Origin of the sequence: Pseudoalteromonas sp. SWN166 (genome assembly GCF_015864485.1) — a bacterium.
Lineage (GTDB): Bacteria > Pseudomonadota > Gammaproteobacteria > Enterobacterales > Alteromonadaceae > Pseudoalteromonas.
On sequence record NZ_JADYXB010000024.1, the window covers coordinates 36306 to 59526 of the forward strand.

The 23221-nt window shown below is 39.7% G+C and carries 17 protein-coding genes; 9 read left to right on the plus strand and 8 right to left on the minus strand.

Going from position 1 to position 23221, the window contains the following annotated elements; all coding sequences use genetic code 11:
- Positions 1 to 53 precede the first annotated feature (53 nt).
- Complete coding sequence (locus I6F49_RS14155; RefSeq protein WP_197181094.1) at positions 54 to 1193, minus strand: PepSY-associated TM helix domain-containing protein; 1140 nt, start codon at positions 1191 to 1193, stop codon at positions 54 to 56.
- A gap of 290 nt (positions 1194 to 1483) precedes the next feature.
- Between I6F49_RS14155 and I6F49_RS14160 the strand changes: the two genes are divergently transcribed.
- The 4 genes from I6F49_RS14160 to I6F49_RS14175 all read left to right on the plus strand — a co-directional run bounded on the left by I6F49_RS14160 (position 1484) and on the right by I6F49_RS14175 (position 4271).
- Entirely contained in the window at positions 1484 to 2098 is a 615-nt protein-coding gene (locus I6F49_RS14160; protein ID WP_033012533.1) for a PQ-loop repeat-containing protein, read from the plus strand.
- A 70-nt stretch (positions 2099 to 2168) separates the two neighbouring features.
- The gene (locus I6F49_RS14165; RefSeq protein WP_166419528.1) at positions 2169 to 2993 is read left to right on the plus strand and encodes a hypothetical protein; all 825 of its coding nucleotides are present in this window, start codon (positions 2169 to 2171) and stop codon (positions 2991 to 2993) included.
- Positions 2990 to 3463 (plus strand): pilin, encoded by a 474-nt coding sequence (locus I6F49_RS14170; protein ID WP_197181095.1) that lies wholly within the window; start codon positions 2990 to 2992, stop codon positions 3461 to 3463. The genes I6F49_RS14165 and I6F49_RS14170 overlap by 4 nt, the downstream gene beginning before the upstream one ends.
- 19 nt (positions 3464 to 3482) lie before the next feature.
- Positions 3483 to 4271: a PhzF family phenazine biosynthesis protein gene (locus I6F49_RS14175; protein WP_197181096.1), complete on the plus strand. Its 789-nt coding sequence runs from the start codon at positions 3483 to 3485 to the stop codon at positions 4269 to 4271.
- Between the two features lie 71 nt (positions 4272 to 4342).
- On the opposite strand, the gene I6F49_RS14180 is transcribed toward I6F49_RS14175, so the two are convergent.
- Positions 4343 to 6850 carry a zinc-dependent metalloprotease gene (locus I6F49_RS14180; RefSeq protein WP_197181097.1) on the minus strand — a complete coding sequence of 836 codons (2508 nt, stop codon included), beginning with the start codon at positions 6848 to 6850 and terminating at the stop codon, positions 4343 to 4345.
- A 288-nt stretch (positions 6851 to 7138) separates the two neighbouring features.
- Here I6F49_RS14180 and I6F49_RS14185 point away from each other — a divergent pair, with 288 nt between their 5' ends.
- Complete coding sequence (locus I6F49_RS14185) at positions 7139 to 8317, plus strand: efflux RND transporter periplasmic adaptor subunit (RefSeq protein WP_166419535.1); 1179 nt, start codon at positions 7139 to 7141, stop codon at positions 8315 to 8317.
- A gap of 12 nt (positions 8318 to 8329) precedes the next feature.
- A complete protein-coding gene (locus I6F49_RS14190) occupies positions 8330 to 11452 on the plus strand; it encodes an efflux RND transporter permease subunit (protein WP_197181098.1) in 3123 nt (1040 codons plus the stop codon).
- Positions 11453 to 11543: 91 nt separating this feature from the next.
- Here I6F49_RS14190 and I6F49_RS14195 read toward each other — a convergent pair whose 3' ends face one another.
- Positions 11544 to 11996, minus strand: a complete 453-nt coding sequence (locus tag I6F49_RS14195) for a c-type cytochrome (protein ID WP_197181099.1) — start codon at positions 11994 to 11996, stop codon at positions 11544 to 11546.
- Between the two features lie 90 nt (positions 11997 to 12086).
- A complete protein-coding gene (locus tag I6F49_RS14200; RefSeq protein ID WP_121953461.1) occupies positions 12087 to 12557 on the minus strand; it encodes a DUF2721 domain-containing protein in 471 nt (156 codons plus the stop codon).
- Positions 12558 to 12792: 235 nt separating this feature from the next.
- On the opposite strand from I6F49_RS14200, the gene I6F49_RS14205 reads away from it, so the two are divergent.
- Positions 12793 to 16263 carry a S8 family serine peptidase gene (locus I6F49_RS14205; RefSeq protein ID WP_197181100.1) on the plus strand — a complete coding sequence of 1157 codons (3471 nt, stop codon included), beginning with the start codon at positions 12793 to 12795 and terminating at the stop codon, positions 16261 to 16263.
- A 139-nt stretch (positions 16264 to 16402) separates the two neighbouring features.
- Positions 16403 to 18577: a S9 family peptidase gene (locus I6F49_RS14210; RefSeq protein ID WP_197181101.1), complete on the plus strand. Its 2175-nt coding sequence runs from the start codon at positions 16403 to 16405 to the stop codon at positions 18575 to 18577.
- A gap of 43 nt (positions 18578 to 18620) precedes the next feature.
- On the opposite strand, the gene I6F49_RS14215 is transcribed toward I6F49_RS14210, so the two are convergent.
- From I6F49_RS14215 to I6F49_RS14230, 4 genes are all read right to left on the minus strand, one after another.
- A complete protein-coding gene (locus I6F49_RS14215) occupies positions 18621 to 20108 on the minus strand; it encodes a sensor histidine kinase (protein ID WP_197181102.1) in 1488 nt (495 codons plus the stop codon).
- A 10-nt stretch (positions 20109 to 20118) separates the two neighbouring features.
- Positions 20119 to 20844, minus strand: a complete 726-nt coding sequence (locus I6F49_RS14220) for a response regulator transcription factor (protein ID WP_007580488.1) — start codon at positions 20842 to 20844, stop codon at positions 20119 to 20121.
- A 62-nt stretch (positions 20845 to 20906) separates the two neighbouring features.
- Positions 20907 to 21641 (minus strand): spondin domain-containing protein, encoded by a 735-nt coding sequence (locus tag I6F49_RS14225; RefSeq protein ID WP_024607274.1) that lies wholly within the window; start codon positions 21639 to 21641, stop codon positions 20907 to 20909.
- Between the two features lie 10 nt (positions 21642 to 21651).
- Positions 21652 to 22353, minus strand: coding sequence for a spondin domain-containing protein (locus tag I6F49_RS14230; RefSeq protein WP_197181103.1), 702 nt, complete (start codon positions 22351 to 22353; stop codon positions 21652 to 21654).
- Positions 22354 to 22537: 184 nt separating this feature from the next.
- On the opposite strand from I6F49_RS14230, the gene I6F49_RS14235 reads away from it, so the two are divergent.
- Entirely contained in the window at positions 22538 to 22903 is a 366-nt protein-coding gene (locus I6F49_RS14235; RefSeq protein ID WP_165729341.1) for a DUF4870 domain-containing protein, read from the plus strand.
- Positions 22904 to 23221 lie beyond the last annotated feature (318 nt).

The following is a 23221-nucleotide window of genomic DNA, read 5'->3' on the forward strand; positions in this document are numbered from 1 at the left end:
AAGTTACTTGCCATTCTGTAAGGGCTGTAACTTAACCTGAAATTCTTAACTTTTTATAAACAAGCACTTGCTGTGCTGCGTTTATTAAAACGGTTTTTTTGTGATTGTTTTTTACGTCTACGGCGAGTAAACCATAAGTAAAAACCAGTACCTGCTAGCCACACCGGACTCAAACCAATTACGCACCACAGTATTTTACTTATTAGCCCTGCAAAGTAGCCAAAGTGAAGCTTTCTAAAGCTATCAATTACCTGCCAGCCAACGCCTACTTCGCGAATATCCCAGTTAGCTATGTGCTCGCCTGTTAGCTTGTTATAGCTAACCGTATTGGCATACTCACTAGCAAGTGGGTTGGCGGTATCGACTTCGCCGAATAAGGTAATGTTTTCGTCAGGCTCGAGTGGCATAACTAAAAACGTACCGTTAAAAGTGGAGATTTGCTTTTTACTGTCATCAAGTATGCGTTGAAACGAAATATCGCTACTGTGTAGGTTTTTGGTTAGTACAAAGTGCTCTTCATCTGCGTGTTCAATAACTTCGTGATACCACACCGCCCAGTTAAAGTAGCCACCTGTGATAGCTAAAATAATAATGATGGGAGATCCTATAACCCCCGTCATTTTATGAATGTCGCTAAGTACAATTTGCAGTGTTGCACGCCAGCGCACACTAAATAGACGCTGCCAAAATTTACGATAAATAATAAGCCCAGTAATACCTAATACCAATAAAAACAGAGCAAAAAAGAAGCCTAGTACAGTGCCTGTTTGCCCTGGCAGGTTTTTAAAGTCGTTCAGTAAAAAAGTGTAATGTAGTTCTAAAAACCAATCGGTAAAATAATGGCTGGTACCAACAGGTTCAGACAAAATGTCACCCGTATACTGGTTTAAATGAAACTTATACCATTGCTCTGTGCCGCGTTTGACTAAGTAAACCCGATCAGCTGTATCATCGTTAAATATTTCCCAACTACCTACTACATATTCAGGGTAAGCATGCTCTATTTTGGCAATTAACGTGTCGATTGGCATGCGCTCTGGCAGTGCATTTACAACAAAGTGGCTGCTTGGCATAAGCAAGCCATCTATTTCACTTTTAAAAACTAATACGCTCCCTGTAATACTAATAACAATCAATGGAATGATAGCTATTAGAGCGATCCAACTGTGAATTTTAAAAAGAGTTTTTCTCATAGGTAGTTTTATATACAGCAACTAATGACCTGCGCATGATAACAACTATCATTTTTATTTAATAGTTTGGCGGTGAGGCTTTCTATTAAACCGGTAAACCGTGAACTTAATTCTACGGTTTTTGTATACCTAGCTTGCCAGTACCTAAAACAAGAATGTCTTATTTAGTTGAGTTAAATTTACGCGGCTCTACAATGCCGCGCTCATAGTAAAAGCCTTTTAAAACAAATGTTTATTAAATGTTTTTATTTCCGTGTTTAATTAACATTTATGTAACGAGCGAGGTTGCTTTGGCGCATTATTTGCCTATATTGTCTTCATTTATTTTGGTTTTTAGTTTTTTACCATTACTAAACAAAATTCGAAAAAATCGTAGTGTCTCAGGTTTATCACTATTGATGATGACGTTTGGGTTAGCACAAAGCCTATATTTTATAACCTACAATATTTATTTTGAGCGTTTTTATATTGCGTTACCATTTATTGTAACCGGTGCGTTAAGCGGACTTATTTTGTATTTTTTTGCACGTTATAACGCAGCTAAACGAGAACGGGTACAGTTGTTTACTATGCTAGGTTTTTCGTTACTGCCTTTTTCACTACTTTTGAATTCAAGCCTCGATACTGCAACGGTATTAAGCGCTTTAACGTATGTTGGCCTTGTGATGAGTTCGGTACGTGTTATGCCGCAAACTTATAAAACATTGCGTACGGGTAATGTAAGTAATTTAAGCGCGCGCTACTTTAGCTTGCAGTTTATTGCTGGTATTTGCGGCTTAGTTGTTGAGCTTACAACAGCGGCTCCAAGCACAGCGCACTTACTTATGTTTATTATGCTGTTGCTTACCAATGCTGTGCAATTTGGTTGTATGCAATATTATAGAATGCGGCCTGTAATGGCTTAAAAACAAGCTACTTAAGTTCCTATTTAGCCTAATTTATGGCAAATTACTTTATCTAATAAAAGGATAAAGTATGAATTGGAATCAGTTTGGCTATATTTGCCGTGTTAATAGCTCTAAAACACTAAGTACAGAGCAAAAAGATGAGCTGAGTACACAGCCCCATTTAAATATGTATGCCAATAGCGGGTCGCATAGTAAATTAGCGCATAATCTGGTGACGCAAATTGCATCTCAAGATGAGGCAACATCGCAAAAGCAAGCTACGTATTATCAATGTTTACCGGAATTAGTTAACGAATTTAAGTTTGAGCACAAGGGCTGGCTTAGTTACTTAACCATTGTATTTGTTATTTATGTTTTATCCTCTTTGTTGTATCAGTCTTTTGTTGTGCCTACTTTTGTTGAGATATATAGCAAGCATACTGTTTCTTTAAATCATGTATTTGATGATTATTTTACGTACTGGTATGTGCCAATTATTTTACTCGTTTTATTGCTGAGTGTTATTTTTACCGTTATTTTAAAGCTAAAAAATGTAAGTGCTCTCACAGAGCTAAAGCCTTTTTCGGGTTTATTTAAATTTCTTATTCCTCGTCAATTAATTAATGAGCATAACTCTTTAATTACCACGCTATTATTTCCAAGTAATCATAAAAAGGGTGTTAAAGCCTCTACACCTCAAACCCAGCACTTAGCTCAATGCGAGCTGCTAGGTTTAGAAACCCAAGAAGAATTTAAAGCGTTATTAAAGCAGCAGCTAAAGTTACTTAATACACATATTAAAAGCTTTATAAATAAGCTCGTTATTGTTTATGGTTTGGTCATTGTTGTGTCTATTTGCTTATTTGTGAAAGCGGCTTATCAACCACTATTTATGCTAGGAGAAGTGCTATGAGAACAAAAGGATTTACGTTAATAGAGTTGATGGTGGTGGTGTCCATTATTGGTATTTTAGCTGCGGTTGCGCTACCTCAATACAGTAAGTATATACAACGAGCAGAACTTGTTGACCCACTTGCAATGGCAGCTGCCATTAGAGAAGACGTTACGGTTTATTATCTTGAAAACAGGCGTTTTCCAGCAAGTAATGAACAAGCAGGTGTGCCTGAAAGTAAATTTTTGATTGGCAATCGAGTAACAGGTATTACAGTTGATAATGGTGCTATTCATATTAGCTTGGGTAATAAAGCTTCACAGCTTTTGCAAAATACAGTTTTAACATTCAGACCCGCAGTTGTAACGGGAAGCCCTACAAGCCCGATTGCGTGGTTATGTGGGTTTGACGAACCGGTAACTGGCATGCAAGCGGTTGGCGAAAATAAAACAACAGTACCAAAAGAAATTTTACCTTCAGCGTGTATATAAAATAGTTTAGGGGATTAAAGTGCAATTAGCTATTCATCAAATTGATGCGTTTGCGAATGAGTTATTTAAAGGTAACTATGCAGCAGTGATCCCACTTAAAGCGTGGTTAAGTGACGATTTAATGCTAAAGATTGGCGCTGAGAATAACGTATCTGAAACGGCTTTTACCTGCCTGCAAGACGATGGAAGTTTTGTTATTCGCTGGTTCTCGCCGTTAATGGAAATCGATTTTTGTGGTCATGCCACACTTGCTGCGGCGTATGTTTTATGTGAAGAGCATAACGTATCGCAAATTCGCTTTATTGCTGATGCAGTGGGCGAGCTAATCGTTAATAAAAACGACGATGGCAGTTTTGCAATGACCTTTCCTAAACAAGCACCGGTTGAGGTACAAAATGCGCCACAGCAATTGCTTGATGGCCTGTCTATACAACCGAGTAAAGTGCTTAAAAATCGCCAAGCTTACTTTGCTATTTATAAAAATGCCGATCAAATACTTGAATTAAAAACTAACTCTGAACTTTTAAAAACGCTTTACCCACTTGATGTAGTGGCCACTGCTCCAAGTGTTGAATATGATTTTATATCTCGTTATTTTTGGCCTGCAAGCGGTGGCGACGAAGATTATGTAACGGGCTCAATTCATACAGGGTTAGCACCTTTTTGGGCGCAGCAATTGGGTAAAAATACGTTAAGTGCTTATCAGGCTTCAAGTAGAGGCGGGCATTTACTATGTGAAGTGGGTGATACAACAGTCACCTTAACGGGGCATGCTGTAAGGTATTTAAAGGGCACTATTTATATTTAATTTTTAAATCTCGCTTTATAAAAAAGGCCACGTTAAACGTGGCCTTGGTTTACTCAATTATTAGAGCTATTTTATGCCTCTAGTGCTTTTGCAATTAAGCGATCAATGTATTTTTTATGCGCTTTAGTTGCTGTATCAGATCCCCATGCAACACTGCTATCGGCTATTTGAGTTAGCTGATATAACGCCGCTGTTTTAGCTAAGTTATCGTATTTACTTGCTTTGCGAAGGCCTGCAATCGCGATTAGCTGATTAACATACTCAATTTGTAAGTTGTGACTAATAGAGTTGGCATCTTTGCTTTTTACAAAAATGTTGGCGGTTAAATCTTCCATAAACTGAGTTAGGCTATATTCATTGCCGTACAAAGCGGTGTCAGAAATACGCAGTAACACAGCAGGGTGTAATAGCTGTGCAAGTACAGACTTTTGCATACCTAAAATCATTTGGTGTGCTTTAGGGTCTTCATTTTTACCAAAGTGATTAAAGCCTCGGCGCTGCAATTGTAAGTAGCTGTATAGAGGCTGCATGTTTTGTAGTACGTCTGGTGCAAATACAAATTTTGCGAGTATATCCATTGCTTGTGTTTGACGCTCAAGCGATACCGGTGTAAATGGTTTATCTGCGTTTGTATCACCCACTACAGCGCGCTCAACGTATACACCGCCTATTTGACGAGAGACAACACCTGCTTGAGCTCGGTACTGGCCAAATAAGCTATTAGCAGAGGTAACAAGCTGTTGGTAAGACTCGCCTTTAACCGTTGCTTTATCTTTTAGTTCAGTAAATAGTTTATTAATAAGTGCCATACGATCTGCGCCATAGGCAGCAGGATTTGACGACAAATCGCCAATCATTACACGTGGATCAATATGACGACCTGGTGCGCGCATATCGTCTGCATCGTTACCAAAGGCAAGGGCATGTTCACTAGAGCGAGCAAGAATCTTGTCAAGTCTAGCTTGCTCAGCGGCTTCATCGGTAAGTGCTACGCTGTAGCCATAATTAATTGCCCAGTCATCGTAAGGACCAGGTTTGGTTTGAAAAATATCACCTTGCTGCATACCTATTGGGGCAATGTTAGCGGGTGCATAATCCATAACAGAACCGGTTACTATGCCTTGGGTTTTGTTTTTGTCGTGTACTTCTTTTTCATCCCACAAAATTGATGATTTCATATTGTGGTTAAGACCTAAAGTATGGCCAACTTCGTGTAGTACTAATTGCGTTAAACCTTGGCGAAGCATTTCTTTATCTTCAATTTTGTCGCCGCTAGCGAGGCCTTTGGCAAGCATTAGGTTTTGTTGAATTTCATGCCCTAGTGAGCAATTTAACTCGCCAGTATTTGTAGTTTCACCGTGGCTCATTGTTCCTTGCGTGAAAAGTGTGTCGTAAATCCAACGGTTTTTCATAAATACAAACTCAAGCATAATGTCTGAGCCTAGTATTTCGCCAGTTAATGGGTTAGCAAGTGCAGGTCCGTATCCGCCAAATGGAGGTTTAGGCGACGAAGTCCAACGTAACACGTTGTAATTAATATCGCCTGCATCCCAATTTGCATCGTCTGGTTGTACTTTTACTTCTAACGCATTTTTAAAACCGGCTTTTTCAAAAGAAGTATTCCACGTTAAAACAGCATCACGAATAGTATCGCGCCACTCAATTGGTGTGGTGTTTTCTATCCACCAAGTAATTGGTTTTACTGGCTCTGAAAGTGCTGCACTCGGGTCCTTCTTTTGCAGATCCCAGCGCTTTATAACGTCTTCATAAGGTGCCCAGTCGGTCGACGTCATTTGATCAAATTGATTTGTAAAATAACCAATGCGCGCATCATCCATGCGTGGCACGTAGTTATTGTCTGGGAGTGCAACAAACGAGTGCTGTACTTTTACCGATACACTACGCGGGTCGCTTACTGCATTTGAGCCGCGTACCGTTGGGCTTGGGTTAGTAAATACATAATCAACAACCACGTCTAAGTTATTAGGGTATGGGCGCTGTTTAATAATGCGTGATTTTTTATCGTCTAATTTGCCTACTTTAAAGCGCTTTTTAGCGTTTTTATCAGCAGGATTTGGTGTAGGCGATACTTTATGAAGTGCTTCGCTTAAAAATAACTTATTTACATTGAATGCTATTTTACCGTCTTCTTCTTTTTCTATTTTAATACTCGCAAGTACCGCTTCACTAATATTGGCGTCGCTTGCCTTTGAAATCGCACTGTTCTCATCAAACTTGTAGCGAGGAGTTTTGCTAATAATATCGATACGGTCAAAGTATTTTCTAAATTCAATTAACTTAGTTTCGCGGTACGATCCACGATAATGACCCGCATCGGTGACGCCATCAACAGTATGCGCAAAATATACAAATGGTGTATTAAGTTGAGATTCGTTAATCACCATTAAATGGTCACCGGTTTTTTCATCTTGATAAAGGCTAAATATACCGGCAAATTCGGTTTGTCCTTTAATCATCTCGCTAAGTGTTTTTGGCTCTTTTTCGTCTTTTTTATCGGCTGCAAATGCATGGCCGCCAAACGCTAAGCTTAGTGCAAGGGTGATGGTCGTTAATTTCATTTTGAGACTTTTAATATTTGTTAATTTAATTGGACTGTACGTAAATTAATTTTATTTCGCACATCTTCGCGATGAAATATGATGGTTTAATCCTACTTAGTTGATATTTATAAGTAAAAGTTTGTAACAAAATATAACGAATGAGATGAATTACAGGAAACTTACTTTTTATAACCCCCAAAAGGTATTGGCTTATAAGTTTTTGCAACAGTTGCTTACAAATGTCACCTTAATGTTTCATAAGGCTCTGGTATTATGATGCTAATAGAGTTTTGGGGATAATAGAATATGCAAACAAATTCACTTAGATGGGTTTTTCCATTTGTAGCGCTAGCTGTTGGTATTATTGGCTTTATGGGAATAAATGCCATTGCACAAGAGCCAGAAAAAAAAGAAGTTATTGATACTCGTCCAACAGTGCAAGTTGAGCCTGTAGCTGCGAACGATCATCAAGTTATTATTAATAGCTACGGTGAAGTAAAGCCACTTGAAAATACACAGCTTTCGGCGCAGGTGTCGGGTGAAGTATTAAGTTGGCATCCTAATTTTGTAGCCGGTGGCATCGTTGCTCGCGGTGAGACGTTATTTACTATCGAAAAAGATAACTATGAAGCTGCAGTACTTGTTGCTGAGGCCGAAATAGCTCGCGCACAAGCTGGCTTAATTGAAGAACAAGCCCAAGCCCAAGTAGCAGAAGATGAAGCAAAGCGTTTTCCTGATAAAGCGCGTACAGACTTATTTTTACGTAAACCTCAAGTGCTAAGCGCGCAGGCATCTGTTAAATCGGCGCAAGCAGCATTAAAGCGTGCACAGCGTGACTTAGATAATTGTGAAGTAACCGCTCCTTACGATGCATTAGTGATTAGCCGTAACGTAGGTGTTGGCCAATTTGTCACTATGGGTTCGCAAGTTGCTGAGCTCAATAATATTGAAACTGCTGAAGTGATTATTCCTATCGCAGGATTCGACAGCGTCTTTTTACCAGAGCGTATTAAAGGTATTACGGCAACGATTATTCAAAAAGGGCTAAACAGCTTTACCCGTGAAGGCGTAATTGACCGCGACCTAGGGATTGTTGATAACGCTACGCGTATGAGTAGTTTAGTGGTACGTATTGAAGACCCATACGGCTTAAAAGCAAAACAGCCTGCTATTAAGTTTGGCAGTTATGTACAGGTAAATTTTGCAGGTGCAATGCTTAATAATATTTACCGTTTACCGCAAGCTTTAGTAAATAACCAAACTGTGTGGGTAGTGAACGAGAACCAAGAACTAGAGCCACGTAAAGTAACTGTTATTCGTGAAGAAGGTGAGTATTTTTACATTAGCAGCGGTTTAAATGCCGATGACAAACTCGTTATTACTCTACCTGAATACCCGCAAAAAGGAATGCAGGTTAAAATTGCAGGTGTAGCTGCAAAACCAGAAAGCTCAGAAACGAGCACTTCAAACACGCAACAGCTGTAGGGTGTAATAGTTATGAGCGAATCAATACAACAAAAACAAACAGGGCTAATTGCCTATTTTGCTAATAATTCAGTAGCCGCTAATTTAATGATGTTTTTTATCATTATTATGGGGGCTATAAGTTACTTTACGATTCAGCGCCAAATGTTTCCTAATATAGAGATTAACTACATTAATATTGAGGCTAATTACCCAGGTGCCTCTCCTCAGGAAATAGAAGAAAGTATTCTTATAAAAGTTGAAGAGTCACTTAAAGATATAACAGAAATTAAAAAAGGCGTGTATCGCGCATTTAGAAATGGCGGTACGGCAAGCCTCGAAATAAATACCGATGCAGAACTTACCGACGTACTTGATAAAGTAAAGTTACGTATAGATGGCATTGCGACTTTTCCAGCGGGTATGGAGCCGGTCACCATAAGTCAGGTTGAGTTTAGACAAGATGTAATAGGCATGACACTGGTTGCTGATTTGCCGCTTACGGAGCTTAAGCCGATTGCTAATCAGATTGAAGATGAGTTACTACAGCTATCTAACGTATCTTTGGTTGTAAACGATGTACCGCTTGATGAAATTGCTATTGAAATAGAGCCCGATACGCTTCGCCAATATAATTTAACCCTTAGTGATGTTATGAATGCGGTGCGTCGTTACTCAGCTAACTTTTCGGCGGGGCAGTTAAAAACAGATGCAGGTGTTATTTCTGTTCGAGTAGAAAACCAGTTTTACTCAGGTGATGAATTTAGACAAATTCCGGTAAAAATTGGTGAGTATGGCGCTAAAGTTTTACTGCAAGATATAGCCGTAATTAAAGATCAATTTACCGAAGGCGAGCGCTACTTTAAGTTTAACGGTGAAAATGCCGTTTATATGTCGGTTAAAGCAACACAAGAACAAAGTATAATTCCTGTGGCCGATTCGGTTAAGGCATTTATTGATCAAAAAAATAAGCAGCTACCGCCAGGTATTAGGTTAGAGCCACTAATGGACATGACATACTACTTAAATGCTCGCCTTGACATGATGAAAGCGAACTTGTTTCAAGGTGCAATTTTAGTGGCAATTATGTTGTCGTTGTTCTTGCGTTTTAAACTCGCGCTTTGGGTAATGATTGGCTTACCGGTGTGTTTTTTAGGGGCCATGATGATGATGCCGTTATTTGGCATTAGTATTAATATTATTTCGTTATTTGCGTTTATTATGGTGCTCGGCATAGTGGTGGATGACGCGATTGTCATAGGGGAGTCCGCCTACACCGAAGTTGAAAAAAGCGGTGGTGGCGTTGAAAACGTGGTGCGCGGAGCAAACCGCGTCGCCACACCGGCGACCTTTGGGGTATTAACAACAATTGCTGTATTTGCCCCATTTACAATGTCGAGCGGACCAGAAAGCGCCTTCTTTTATGGTATAGCCGTTGTGGTTATGCTGTGCTTGGCGTTTAGTCTCGTTGAGTCAAAACTAATTTTACCTGCACATATTGCGCATACACACTTTTCGCCAATTAAAAAAGGTGGCTGGCGTGATCGCTTCAATACGCGCTTTTTTGGTTTTGTAAATGGCCCGTATAAACGTTTTATTGCGAAATGTGTAGATTGGCGCTGGACCGTTTTGTTTGCCTTTATTGCTATGTTTATAATAAGTATTTCGCTTATTACCTCAAATAAGGTGCGCACAGTACCTACTCCTAAGGTGCCGCACGACTTTCCACAAATACAAGTTGAAATGAACGACAACGTTTCTGATTTACAAACCATTGCCGCTATTCGCGAAATAGAAGCCATGGTACTTAGAGTCGATGAAGAAACTGAGCGTGAGTTTGGTCAAAAAATTATTCGTGATGTATTGGTATTTAACCAAGGCAGAACTGAGTCGCAATTACTTGCGCCATTGGTTGACGAAGATTCACGTCCATACAATGCATTTGAACTTTCACGTCGCTGGCGTGAAGCTATGCCGACTATTGCTGGTATTAAGTCGTTAACTATTCAAGACGATGTTGGTGGCGGCGGTGGTAATGGCGGCGGCGAGTTTGGCTATTTATTGTATGGCTCAGACATAGATACCTTAAATGAAGCAGGTCGTCGTTTTATTCAATTACTTCAACAGCAAAAAGGGTTGTTTGATATTAGTTCAACCATCGACCCTGCAAGCAAAGAAGTGCAAATGAGCCTTAAACCAGTTGCATACGATTTAGGCTTAGATTTGGCAGATATTGCAAATCAAGTAGGTGCTAGTTTTTATGGTGGCGAAGCGCAGCGCGTAATCCGAAACGGCGAAGAAGTACGTGTAATGGTACGTTACCCTAAACTGACTCGAGAAGCATTTTCATCGCTTAAACACACCGTTGTTACGACCCCACAAGGGCGAGAAGTACTTCTTGGTGATGTAGTAGAGCTAACCGAAACGCCAGGTATTAGCTATATACGACGCGAAGGTGGTTACCGTACCGTATATGTTTATGGCAATATTGATGAAGAGCAAATTGAGCCAGGCGAAGTGGTTAAGCAAGTAAAAGAAAATCTACTGCCACAGCTAATAGAAGAATTCCCAAGTGTTAAATCAGAGCTAGGTGGCGCAATAGAAGAGCAGCAAGCTCAAGCTAATGAGCAAATAATGTTTTTTATTGGCGGGATGATTTTAGTATACATACTGCTAGCTGTACCGCTTAAAAGTTATTCGCAACCGCTTATTGTAATGTCGGTTATTCCGTTTAGTTTAACCGGGGCTATTTGGGGTCATTACTGGTTTGATTTAGATATGAGCTTAATGTCGGGCTTTGGCTTAATTGCTGCCGCAGGTGTTGTGATAAATGACTCACTTGTAATGACCGATTATGTAAACCAAGTTCGCCGCGAAGGTGTTAGCGTTAAAAATGCAGTAATAGAAGCTGGTTGTGCTCGCTTTAGAGCAATACTATTAACGTCGATAACAACCTTTGCTGGTGTATTACCCATTATGTTTGAAACAAGCTTGCAGGCTAAGTTTGTAATACCTATGGCAGTAGCACTTGGCTTTGCTGTTATGTTTGCAACGTTAATAACGCTTATATTAGTGCCATGCCTATATATTATTTTAGGTGATATTGGTGCGGTGTTTAAGCGCCCATTTAAAAGCCGAGCTGTGAAAGTCTCGTAGATAAAAAACATAAAAAAAGCACTGACCGTAATTAACGCTCAGTGCTTTTTTATTATTTAGTTATTGTGACTTAAGTCGAAACAACTAAATATTAATCTTTAAATTGCTTATGGCAATCTTTACAGCCTTTAGCCCAAGCGCCAAAAGCTTTACCAATTACGGCTTTATCGCCTGATTGAGCAGCTAACGCTAGCTTATCTGCATTTGCTGCAAAAGCATTTGCTTTTTCAACGAAGGTTGCATTTTCGGCCCAAACAGCAGCAAGTGCCGCTGTATCGCTTTTATCAGTACCTTCGTAAAAAGCTTCCCATGGCATTTTTGAAAGTGCAGCAGCGTTGTTAGCACGCATTTTAAATTGCTCTGCGTCAAAAGGTACTTTACCTTTTAGCATTGCGCCCATGTCACCAATTTGCACTGAGATCATTGAAAACGCAGCTTGGCGGTATTCAATTGCGTCACTTGGTTCTTTAAATGCAGAATTTGCCGATACGCTAAGTGCACATGTAGCTAATGCTATACCTGCTAATATTTTTTTAAATTTCATAGTTTGCCCCTGTTGAGTATTATTCCTAATTTAATATCTTGTATGTAACGTCATTTTTATTCAAGCGAATACGATGGATTTAATGAAAAGTTAATCATTAATGCCTATATCGGCAAATATCATGCCTCGTCGCATGCTGCGGGTTGCTAAAAACACTTCACCTAATAACGAAATAAATGCACAAATGAGTAACGCCATGGCAGCTACAAAACAACAAGCAATGGTCACGCTTAAGTTAATTGATTGAATGTGCGACAAGAATAAAAACATAACCACAGCACATACAAGTAAGGCACTTAATACACTTAAACTAAAAGCAATATGTATACATCGAGATCGTTTTAATAAAGCGCGGAGTTCTGTTGCTAGCGACTTATTAAAATCGTCATCTGTATTTACTTTTAATCTTCGCTCCAATAAGCGCGCTCTGTCGGTAATTCGTGCTAAGCGATTAGATAAAACACCTAAAGTTGCTGCTATACCTGTGATTAAAAATACGGGAGCAACGGCCGTTTGAATCACTTTAGCCATAGTTAAAATGTTAATTACTTCACTATTCATTTAATTCTCGAGAAAAAGTTAGAGTTGTTTACATTAGTTCACAAATGTTTTATTTAGATTTATTGTTTAAAATCAACTTACTGAGTTGGCGATCTCTTGTTTTTTCAATTTTATGTCATGTATTTGTAACCTAAGTGTTGCTTGGGTTGCACCGAAAGTTTTATATTCACCAGTACAATATAATCATTTTGATTACTACAAATACAATAATACATAACCTATCTGAGGGAAACTCATGGCTAAAAATATAATAAAAAAAACTGCTATAGCTACGGCAGTCTCAAGTGCATTTCTTGCTACTTTTGTTAGTGCGGCAACTTTACCTAATGCAACGATTGCACCTCAAGCTGCAGAGCAGCTGAAAGAATTAGCATCTGAGCAAAAGCAGCCTTCAGCACATATGATTGTTTTACGCGCTGCAACTTCTGTTGATGCTGTGGCTGCTGGCACTTATGAAGCGTCAAGCAGTCGTGAAATGATTGCTAACGTTGAACTGCTTCAAAACACGATGGCCATTGAGCTTAGTAGCTTAGACTTTGATGCAAAAATAATTGGTAAAACAAAAATATTAGCACCAACATTAATTGTGCAAGCGACGCCAGAAGCTTTAGAAAAAATTGCTAAGGACTCTCGAGTAGCTAAAGTACTACCGATGTTTGATTACGAACTGCATGTAGCTGCAACATCTGATTATATTAATGCTAAACCTCTAATTGTTGATGGCATTGTAACTGGTAAAGGTCAGCGTGTGGCTGTACTAGATACTGGTATTGACTATACCCACAAAGCATTTGGTGGTGAGGGTACTGTAGAAGCATACGAGGCTGCTCAAGCTGATCCTACAACGGTTGATTGGCCACAAGGTATTGTACAAGGCGGTTACGATTTTATTCGTGACGATGCTGATCCAATTGAAAATGATGCTGCAAATTCTCCTTCTACAGGTGATGCAACGAATCATGGTACGTCTTCTTCAAATTCAGTAAATGGTATTGCACCAGATGTTGAGTTATATGTTTACTCTGTTTGTGGTGGTGGCTGTCCAAGTGCCGCTCAAGCTGCGGCACTAGAAGCTGCAATGGATCCAAATGGCGATGGTGATATTTCAGACCGCGTAGATGTTATGAACATGTCATTAGGTGGCGAGTTTGGCGATACATATACAGGTGGTGGTGCGCAATACCTAATTCAACGTGCTGTTGATTTAGGTGTGAATATGGTTATTTCAGCTGGTAATGATGGTGATCATCCATTCCGTATTGGTGGCCCAAGCACGACACCAAATGCGTTATCAGTAGGCGCAATGACTCATCCTACAACTGAGGTTGGTACTGCTACAGGTACTGTTGCTGGTATCGAAGGTAATATTCAAGCATCAGGCTTTGGTCCGCAAACTGATTTTGTAATTACAGGTGCAGATATCGATTTAGTGTACCCTGACACAAACCAAGATGGTTGTGTTGATTTTGCTGATGATGTTGATTTTACTGGTAAAGCGGTTTTAATCGACCGTGGTGCATGTGCATTTACAGTTAAAGTACTTAGTGCACAGAAGAAAGGTGCTGAGTTTGTACTGATTGCAAATAACACAGATGATGGCACTCCTGCACCAATGGGTGGCAGTGATGACAATGTAACTATTAAAAGTGTAGGTATTAATTTTGCTGCAGGTGCTGCTTTAAAAGCTCAATTAGCTGCAGGCGATACGGCAACATTTGATATTGATGTAAAAATTAAAACTACAGCAGGTGCAGTAGCTACGTTCTCTTCTCGTGGCCCTTCGATGGATGGTTTATTAAAACCAGAAATTACTGCTCCTGGTACTAGTATATTAGTTGCAGCAGCAGGCACGCAAGATGGACTAGCTCCTGTATCTGGAACATCTTTTTCAGGCCCTATTACAGCCGGTGCTGTTGCGATGGTTCGTGAAGCTCACCCTGAACGTAATGCATTTGAGATTAAAGCTACAATAATGAATGCAGCTGACTTAAATGTAACAAATGAGCCTTTAGCAAGCAGTCCTGACTCAGAACTGGCTCCAATTAGTATGATTGGTTCAGGCTTGGTTGATGTAACTAAAGCAGTCAACTTACCAGTTGCTGCATGGGTTAATAATACACAGTTTAATACTAAACAAGCGGCTCTTTCATTCGGCCTTGTGTCAATGGCTGGAACGGAGTCTCTAACTAAAACAGTGACTGTTAAGAACTTCTCATCAGATGCTAAAACGTATGCGCTGCGTACTGAAGCTCGCTACCAAAATGATGACGATACAGCTGCAATTAGCTGGGATTTCCCTGAGTCGGTAACAATCCCTGCAGGTCAGTCAATTAACTTTGATGTGACGCTAACTGTTGATCCAACAAAACTACCAGCGTGGGAATTAGAAAACCCATTTAGTGCAGACGACATTGCTGCAAGAAGCGCTGCACTTACTTCAATAGAGTTTGATGGTGCGTTAGTATTTAATGATGCAAGCACAGATACAGATCACGATTTGCATGTTGTTTACCATGCAATGCCAAAAGCTGCGACAGAATTAAGTGTTTCGTCTCAAATCATTGATAACGAAATGGCACTTATTGTTGAAAATAGCGGCCTAACAGATATTACTCCTTTCGCAGAAAGCATTGTTGCAACAGGTACAGAAAAAACACGAGAAGAAGCAGAGTTTAATATTTTAGCGACTACTTTCTCTGCTTTTGTTGATGACACTTGTGATTCGGGTATATTTGTAACATCGTCTATCCAATTACGTGACCCATTAACTCATGTATTCCAAGCGGGCTATAGACTTGAAATAGATACAGATAATGACGGTGTTTATGATCAAGTTATGCAAAACTATAACGACCGCGGTCGTGAAACAGCATTCCCTGGCCGTAGCCGCACAGTAATTGGTGAAACTGATGGCGCTGGTAACGATTCGTTAGCATGGGTTACTCCGCTTTATCACTCAGCCGGTGAAGATACTATTACCTTCTCAACTTGTAGTGAGCTACTAAACGTTGATGGTTCATTACTTGGTGAGAATATGAACTTTAAAGCATCTGTAGGTTACCCTTCATATGTTACAGGTGTGTTCACTCAGACCGATAGTATTGAAGGCTCAACTACATTTGGAGCATCTCCAAGCGTAACGCTTACTTCTATGGAAACTGGCGAAGCAGTTACTTCACTTAAACCGGGTGAAAAAGCAATTGTTGAAGCAAGCGGTCCATTTGCATTATCACAAATATCTGGTTTGGATATTGTTAAAGTGATGAGTAGTACTGAGTTAGAGCTTCCTGCAATCGACGCTCCAATGCTAGTTGGTGGTGAGTTTAGTGTTTCAGAAGATGCTGCTAACGGAACGGTTGTTGGTGCACTAACTATCACTGAGTCTGAGCAAGACTTAGATGTGTCAGAATACTACGTGCAATCAAGTACTCACCAAGGTTTTGGTATTGATGCGGATGGACAAGTGGTTGTAACTAATACTGAATTGTTAACTGGTGATTCATCAGCTGAACTTCAAGTTGTTGCAATTGATGTACGCGGTAATGTATCAGCACCGGCAATGGTTACTGTGAGTATTACTAAAGTTGTACCACCAGTAGCAACGGTTACACCTGAAAAAGTGAAAAAGAGCTCATCTGGTTCACTTGCATGGTTAACATTACTAGTAGCGCCGTTTGCATTTATACGTCGTCGTAAACAAAAGTAATTTTATAACTAAATAGTTATATAAAGGGAGCTTCGGCTCCCTTTTTACATAGCTTCACAAACTAAATCACAATAAAGGCTATTTATAGGTATATTTAACTACTTAATAAAAAATAAAAATACAACAAGGACTTTGACTGATGAAACGTACCCCATTTGCACTTGCTGCACTATCGCTCGCTATTTTAAGTGGCTGTAATCAAGCCCCTGAAGACACTCAAAAAAATAATACGCAAGTTAAAACAACTCAAGTTGCACAAGCTATTGCGCCGGTTGCTAAAAAAGTGCCGCACGAAATGACTATTCATGGTGATACACGTATAGATGACTACTACTGGCTACGTGATGACGAACGAAAAGCGCCAGAGGTAATTAACTATTTAGAAGCTGAAAATACATACACTGATGCCATGCTTGCACATACTAAAGCGCTGCAAAGTGAGTTGTTTGAAGAGCTAAAAGGGCGTATTCAAAAAGACGACGATTCAGTCCCAGTTAAAAACGGTGATTATTTTTACTCAACACAAACACGTGGCGATAACGAGTACATTACTTACTTACGCAGCAGCGATTTTGCAGGTACCGATCAGCAAGTTATTTTAGATGTAAATGAGCTTGCTAAAGATCACGATTATTATGCAGTAAGTGGTTTAGATGTAAGCCCGAATGGCAATTTAATGGCTTATGGCGAAGATACTGTTAGCCGTCGTATTTATAGCGTAAAAATAAAAGATTTAACTACCGGTAAATTACTCGAAGACACACTTGAAGGCACTAACGGTGGCATTGTGTGGGCAAACGATAATAAAACGGTTTACTACATTAAAAAAGATTTACAAACCTTGTTAGGCTACCAAGTTTACCGCCATACGTTAGGTACACCGCAAGCTGATGACGAGCTAATTTACGAAGAAACTGATACCAGCTATTACATGGGTATGAGTAAGAGTAAAGATGAGTCAGAGATTTATATTTGGCACAGCAGCACAGCGGCATCAGGCGTATCGGTATTAAGTGCTGATGATGCTAAGGCAATGCCTAAGCGTTTAATTGAGCGCGAAGCAGGGCTTGAATATGAAATCTCTAAACTAGGGAATACTTATTATATTGTAACTAACTTAGATGCTGTAAATTTTCAGCTGATGAAAGTTGATATTAATAAAGCAGGCGACAAAGCTAATTGGCAAAGTGTGATCCCAGCGCGCGACGACATTAAACTCGAAGGCATTGATTTATTTAATGACTACTTAGTTTACCAAGAACGTGAAATGGGCCAATCAAAGTTGATTGCGCGTGATTTAAAAACAGGTAAAGAGTTACCACTGAGCTTTAACGACAGCGCCTATACAATTGGTACTTATGGCAATAACGATATAGATAGCAGCACGTTACGTGTTTACTACACAAGCATGACCACTCCAAGCTCATCGTACGATGTAGATTTAGCGACTGGCGATAAAACGCTTCTTAAGCAACAGGTTGTGTTAGGTGATTTTGATGCTAAAAATTACGCCTCAGAGCGTATTTTTGTAACCGCACGCGATGGCATAAAAGTACCGGTAAGCTTAGTTTATCGAAAAGATGCGTTTAAAAAAGATGGCACTAACCCGCTACTGCAATATGGTTATGGCTCTTATGGCGCGACAATGGATCCAACGTTCTCAAGCTCACGTTTGAGCTTGTTAGACCGTGGCTTTGTATTTGCAATTGCCCATGTACGTGGCTCGCAAATGCTAGGTCGTCCTTGGTACGAAGACGGCAAGCTACTAACTAAAAAGAATACATTTAACGACTTTGTTGACGTAACTAAAGCATTGGTTTCTCAAAAGTATGGCGCAAAAGATGAAATATTTGCGTTAGGCGGCAGTGCTGGTGGCTTATTAATGGGCGCAGTAGCAAATCAAGCGCCTGAGCTTTATAAAGGCATGGTTGCTGCGGTACCGTTTGTAGATGTAGTAACAACGATGCTTGATGCGAGCATTCCGCTTACAACAAATGAATACGGCGAATGGGGTAATCCGAACGAAAAAGCGTATTACGATTACATGCTGTCTTACTCGCCATACGACCAAGTATCTAAGCAAGCGTATCCTAATATGTTGGTAACGACTGGTTTGCACGATTCACAAGTTCAATACTTTGAACCTGCAAAATGGGTTGCTAAGCTGCGTGACTATAAAACTGATGACAATAAGTTACTGTTTAAAATAGATATGGAAGCAGGGCACGGCGGCGCATCGGGTCGCTTTAAACGTTTAGAAGATACCGCGTTAAACTATGCATTTATGCTTGATTTAGCGGGTATTAAAAAGTAATTAATTTATATATTTAAAATAAACAAAAAATGTAAGGTGCTTTTTAAGAAAGCACCTTTTTTTGTGGCAAGTTAAAGCTAAACATAGTGCCTTTACCAATTTCACTTTGTACGTAAATTTCGCTATCCATCAGTTTTAATAACCCTCTGCAAATAGCCAATCCTAAACCACCTTGCTGGCGCCCTTCTTTATTAGAATTACTTGCTTGGTAGTGCGGATCAAAAATAGCATTCAGCTCATCTTCTTTTATGCCTACTCCCGTGTCTGATACATGCACAAAGAGTTGATTATTGTCACTGCGTTTTACATGTACTGCAATGCTGCCGCCGCGAGGGGTATGCCTAATTGCATTATCAATTAAGTTACTTAACACGCGCTCTAATTTAGCTATATCGGCAACCACAGGAAAATCACAAATCGCAGGTTCTACCGACAAACTAATGCCTTTTTTGTCAACGGCTAAACTAAATTTTGCCATGCAATCGTAAATGAGTTCACCTAAATTAAAGGTTTCTTTATTTATACTTATTTCGCCATTTTCTAAGTGAGCAAGCTCAAATATTTGCTCTATGAGTAGCTTTAATTGCCCGCAATTATTAAGCGATACCTGCAAGTATTCTTGCTGCTCTTTTTTACTTAGCTGCTCGCCTGACTGATTTAATACTTCTAAAAACCCCTGCAGTGAAGCAAGTGGTGTACGTAGGTCGTGCGATAAGTGAGTTAGTAACTCTTTGCGTTGTTTATCGCCTTGTTCAAGCGCTTTAAACTGCTCATTAATACGCGTTAACATGGCTTGAATACTTCGACCTAAACTATGCACTTCGTTACTTTTTTGCGTTGAATAGTTACTTAGCTTGGTGTCGGTAAGGCTGTAGTTAGCGGCTTCAATATTACTAACATCGCGTGCTAAGCGCTGAATTGGGTTGGTAAAAAAACGTAGCAAAATTAGCATCGCAATAAATAAAAATGCTAGTGCAGAGCCAAGCCATAAAGCAGCTAGCCATAACTTATCATTATTTTTTACAGTGCTTAGGGAGGTATCGTAAGCCTCACCACCAATAATTACATATAAATAGCCTTGTAGCTTATCTTGATTAAATACTGGCGCGGCTGAAAATATTTTTTGTTGCTCTTTATTACGAGGATTGTCACCATAAATAGGAGCAGCGCTTGGGTCGTTAATCAGCCTTTTTAAAGGCGTTAAACTAATATGCGTGCGTTTAACTTTACCCGGCTTTGCTGAGTAAGTAAGAATTTTTCCGGTTTCGTCTACAAAATAAAATTCAAACGCAGGACCTAATAACATTAAGGTATGGAAGAGGTTTTCAAGCGCTTTATAGTCGTAAACACCTTCTTTTATTAATGGGTTATCTTGTACTAAATGTTCCGCTAACGCTAAGTGCAGATTTTGTTCGGCGTGGTGTTTTGAAGTCAGTTCTAATTGCTTGCTCCAGCCGTAAACTAGGGCGCAAATAAAACAAAAAATCACGACTAGCGATATAGCTAATTTTTGATACAAAGATAATTTCATAATAGGTGTCTTAATTGAGTTGGCTAGGGTTTAGTTTGTAACCAACACCCCAAACTGTTTCGATGATAGGCGCTTGTTGGTGTTCTTCTAGCTTGGCACGTAAGCGGTTTATATGTGAATTAACCGTGTGCTCGTAACCACTGTGTTGGTAACCCCATACTTTATCGAGTAACTGCTGGCGGCTAAAAACATGATTAGGATGGCGTGCAAAGTAAACGAGTAAATCAAATTCGGTGGCGGTAAGGTTAAGGGCTTGCTTGCCTAAATACACTTGGTGCGAACTAAATTCTATATTGAGTGAGCCTACATTTAGTGTTTGTTCGCTATCAACGGGGGAGTTGTCGTTATTTTGGCTAGCGAGTAGTTGTGCTCTGTGGCGTAATTGGGTTTTTACTCTGGCTTGTAATTCGCGTGCAAAAAAGGGTTTACAAATATAATCATCGGCGCCCATTTCAAGGCCAATAACTCTGTCCATATCGCTACTAAGCGCGGTGAGTAAAATTACGGAGGTAGTTGGGTAATGCTCTTTTATTTTTCGGCATAAGCTTAAACCATCCATTTGGGGTAAGTTTATATCGAGTAAAATAAGTCCGTAGGGATGCTTAGCTATTTTTTTTAAGGCAAGTTCTGCGCTCACAACATGATCAACATGTAAGTTAAGCGACGTTAGCTGCGTGGTAATTAACTTACCTATTTCTCTGTCATCTTCTACTACTAATATTTTTTCGTGACGCATGTATTACCTCGTAAAAAGGGGGGCATCCGTGCTCCCTTACTTCCCCATTACAAGCTGGAACGTTACTGCGTGCGCGTAATTACTATTTTCGATACTGGGTTATCAAACTTATGTTCAACACCAAGTGCTGATGTAGATAATCCATCTTGATTTGAAACAATGCCTGGATGCATCGTTATTATATCGGCTGTATCGTCACGTATTTCGTTAAACCCTTCACCGCTAGCGGCAGGACCTGGCACAGTTTCAGCTGTTTCTGTATTTGCTTCCGTACCCGCATCATAAGCTGTCGTAGTGCGTGATAACGAGCCGCCAACTTCTAATGTTGATACATCTAAAGAACTAAGACCGGTAAAAGCATCATTTGTATTCCCAAGCATGGCAGCAAATGACAAATTAAGCGTTTCTTGCTCTTCAACAGTAATGATTACTGTGGTGGTTTCACCAGGGCCAATAGCGCCTTCAGCTGAAACTGCAGCAAGTGCACTTTCGTAGCTGAGGTATTCTTCATTTGCACCGCTTTCTGCAAGCATTTCTAAACCAACAGAAGCTGTTGTACCGAATGTCCAAGGTGCTTCATCTTCAAAAGCAATGACAGAGAGTGGTGACAAAGGCTGTCCTGCAGTTAAGTTACTAAAAGTAATAGTAAACTCACTGATCACAGGTTCTACAACAATTGGCTCAACAACGACCGGCTCTTCAACAACTGGGTCGTTATCATTATCGCTACACGCTGCAAGTGTGGTTGCAAGTGCAAGCACTAGTAGACTTTTTTTAAGGTTGTTAGCAGATGACATAATCATGCTCCTACTTAACTGTAACGGTTAATTGCGCTACTGGGTTTAACCATCTGTGTACTGTATTACTTAAATCGCTATTACCCGCTTCTAAATCGTCATCGCCTAAGCTACCTGGGTGAATATGGATGCTTGTATTTGTATCACCACTTAATATACCTGTACCGCCAGTGCCAGCGTCGCCACCTGGAGCCGCAGGAATCCCCGGAGTACCTGGAGCGCCAGAGCCTTCAACTACAAGCTCATTGTTTTGTTCTGTGCCTGCATCGTAAGCATTTAAATTAATTGTGTAAGTACCCGCTTCTGTTGGGATTTTCCAGCTGTTTAAGCCTACAAAGCCATCATTAGTTGGTAGCATCATTGTAGTTAAAGATAGGTACTCGTTACCGTCAGTAGTTGTTAGTGTTGCCGTTGTAGATGCGGCTGGTGCAAGTAAACCTTCAGCTGGATTTGCAGCCATATCACTGCCCGCTGCAGTTGCTTGTGCAACTAGCTCTGCAATATTGCCGCCTTCAGCCATTGTTTGTAATGCTGTAGATGCCTCTGTTGCTACTTCAAATAGTGTGTCTTCGCTGTTGTGTGCTGTAATTAACAGTGGAGTGAAGTGAATACCCTTGGTTAGGTTAGTAACTTTTAGGTCTAATTCTGCGGCCATAGTCGATTGGCTAGCTGCCGCTAAAAGAATTGCAATTGTTAATGTAGAAGTTTTCATTATTATTCCTGTAAGTGATGATTCGAGTTAAGTATTGAATAATCGTCTCCAGAAACTCTCACAAACTTATCACTTTTTTATCACAAGATTTCACGCTGTGATTTTTAAATACAAATACGTTGGTTGATTTGTAGACATTTGTTTAGTTAAGAGGCAACATACATAAAACAAAAAGGAGAGTGTTATGGAAGAAAATCAACAGGTTGAACCAGTTAACAAAGATGACCGTATGTGGGCTATGTTATGCCATTTGAGTGCGCTTGCCGGATTTATTGTGCCGTTTGGCTCAATAATTGGGCCATTAATTGTGTGGTTAATTAAAAAAGATGAGATGCCAGTTGTTGACGTGCACGGTAAAAAGGCGCTTAACTTTCAAATAACGATGGCAATTGCATATGTAGTTTGTTTTTTACTGATGTTTGTAGCAGTAGGCTTAATATTACTACCTATAGTGGCAATTTTTGGGTTTGTAATGGTTGTAATGGCGAGTATTAAAGCTAACGAAGGTAAAGAGTTTAATTACCCGTTTAGTTTAAATTTGATAAAATAAAACCTCAGTTATTTTTATACCAATTGCATTAAATTAGTGATCTATTATAGCGATAAGAAAATAGCTCAATAACAAGGCTAAAATTATGATACATAGTTGTTCTATATAAATAATTTTTAACGTCGTTAGTGAGTTATTTAATACGCTAGAATGATCATGTTTTTAATAAAATTGGTATTATAAACCCAGCTATAGGCTTAACACCGATCAGTTAAGGTATTTTTGATCGGTTGACCGATCTTTTGGTTGCTTCACAATACCCTTATCATCTTTTGATTATGAGGGTATTTTTATGCTTAGTCATTGGTTACTTGATAC

Coding starts and splice junctions, on each gene's coding strand:
- I6F49_RS14155 (WP_197181094.1), bottom strand. CDS start 1,193: ATGAGAAAAACTCTTTTTAAAATTCACAGTTGGATCGCTCTAATAGCT.
- I6F49_RS14165 (WP_166419528.1), top strand. CDS start 2,169: ATGAATTGGAATCAGTTTGGCTATATTTGCCGTGTTAATAGCTCTAAA.
- I6F49_RS14170 (WP_197181095.1), top strand. CDS start 2,990: ATGAGAACAAAAGGATTTACGTTAATAGAGTTGATGGTGGTGGTGTCC.
- I6F49_RS14180 (WP_197181097.1), bottom strand. CDS start 6,850: ATGAAATTAACGACCATCACCCTTGCACTAAGCTTAGCGTTTGGCGGC.
- I6F49_RS14185 (WP_166419535.1), top strand. CDS start 7,139: ATGCAAACAAATTCACTTAGATGGGTTTTTCCATTTGTAGCGCTAGCT.
- I6F49_RS14190 (WP_197181098.1), top strand. CDS start 8,330: ATGAGCGAATCAATACAACAAAAACAAACAGGGCTAATTGCCTATTTT.
- I6F49_RS14195 (WP_197181099.1), bottom strand. CDS start 11,996: ATGAAATTTAAAAAAATATTAGCAGGTATAGCATTAGCTACATGTGCA.
- I6F49_RS14200 (WP_121953461.1), bottom strand. CDS start 12,557: ATGAATAGTGAAGTAATTAACATTTTAACTATGGCTAAAGTGATTCAA.
- I6F49_RS14205 (WP_197181100.1), top strand. CDS start 12,793: ATGGCTAAAAATATAATAAAAAAAACTGCTATAGCTACGGCAGTCTCA.
- I6F49_RS14210 (WP_197181101.1), top strand. CDS start 16,403: ATGAAACGTACCCCATTTGCACTTGCTGCACTATCGCTCGCTATTTTA.
- I6F49_RS14215 (WP_197181102.1), bottom strand. CDS start 20,108: ATGAAATTATCTTTGTATCAAAAATTAGCTATATCGCTAGTCGTGATT.
- I6F49_RS14220 (WP_007580488.1), bottom strand. CDS start 20,844: ATGCGTCACGAAAAAATATTAGTAGTAGAAGATGACAGAGAAATAGGT.
- I6F49_RS14225 (WP_024607274.1), bottom strand. CDS start 21,641: ATGTCATCTGCTAACAACCTTAAAAAAAGTCTACTAGTGCTTGCACTT.
- I6F49_RS14230 (WP_197181103.1), bottom strand. CDS start 22,353: ATGAAAACTTCTACATTAACAATTGCAATTCTTTTAGCGGCAGCTAGC.
- I6F49_RS14235 (WP_165729341.1), top strand. CDS start 22,538: ATGGAAGAAAATCAACAGGTTGAACCAGTTAACAAAGATGACCGTATG.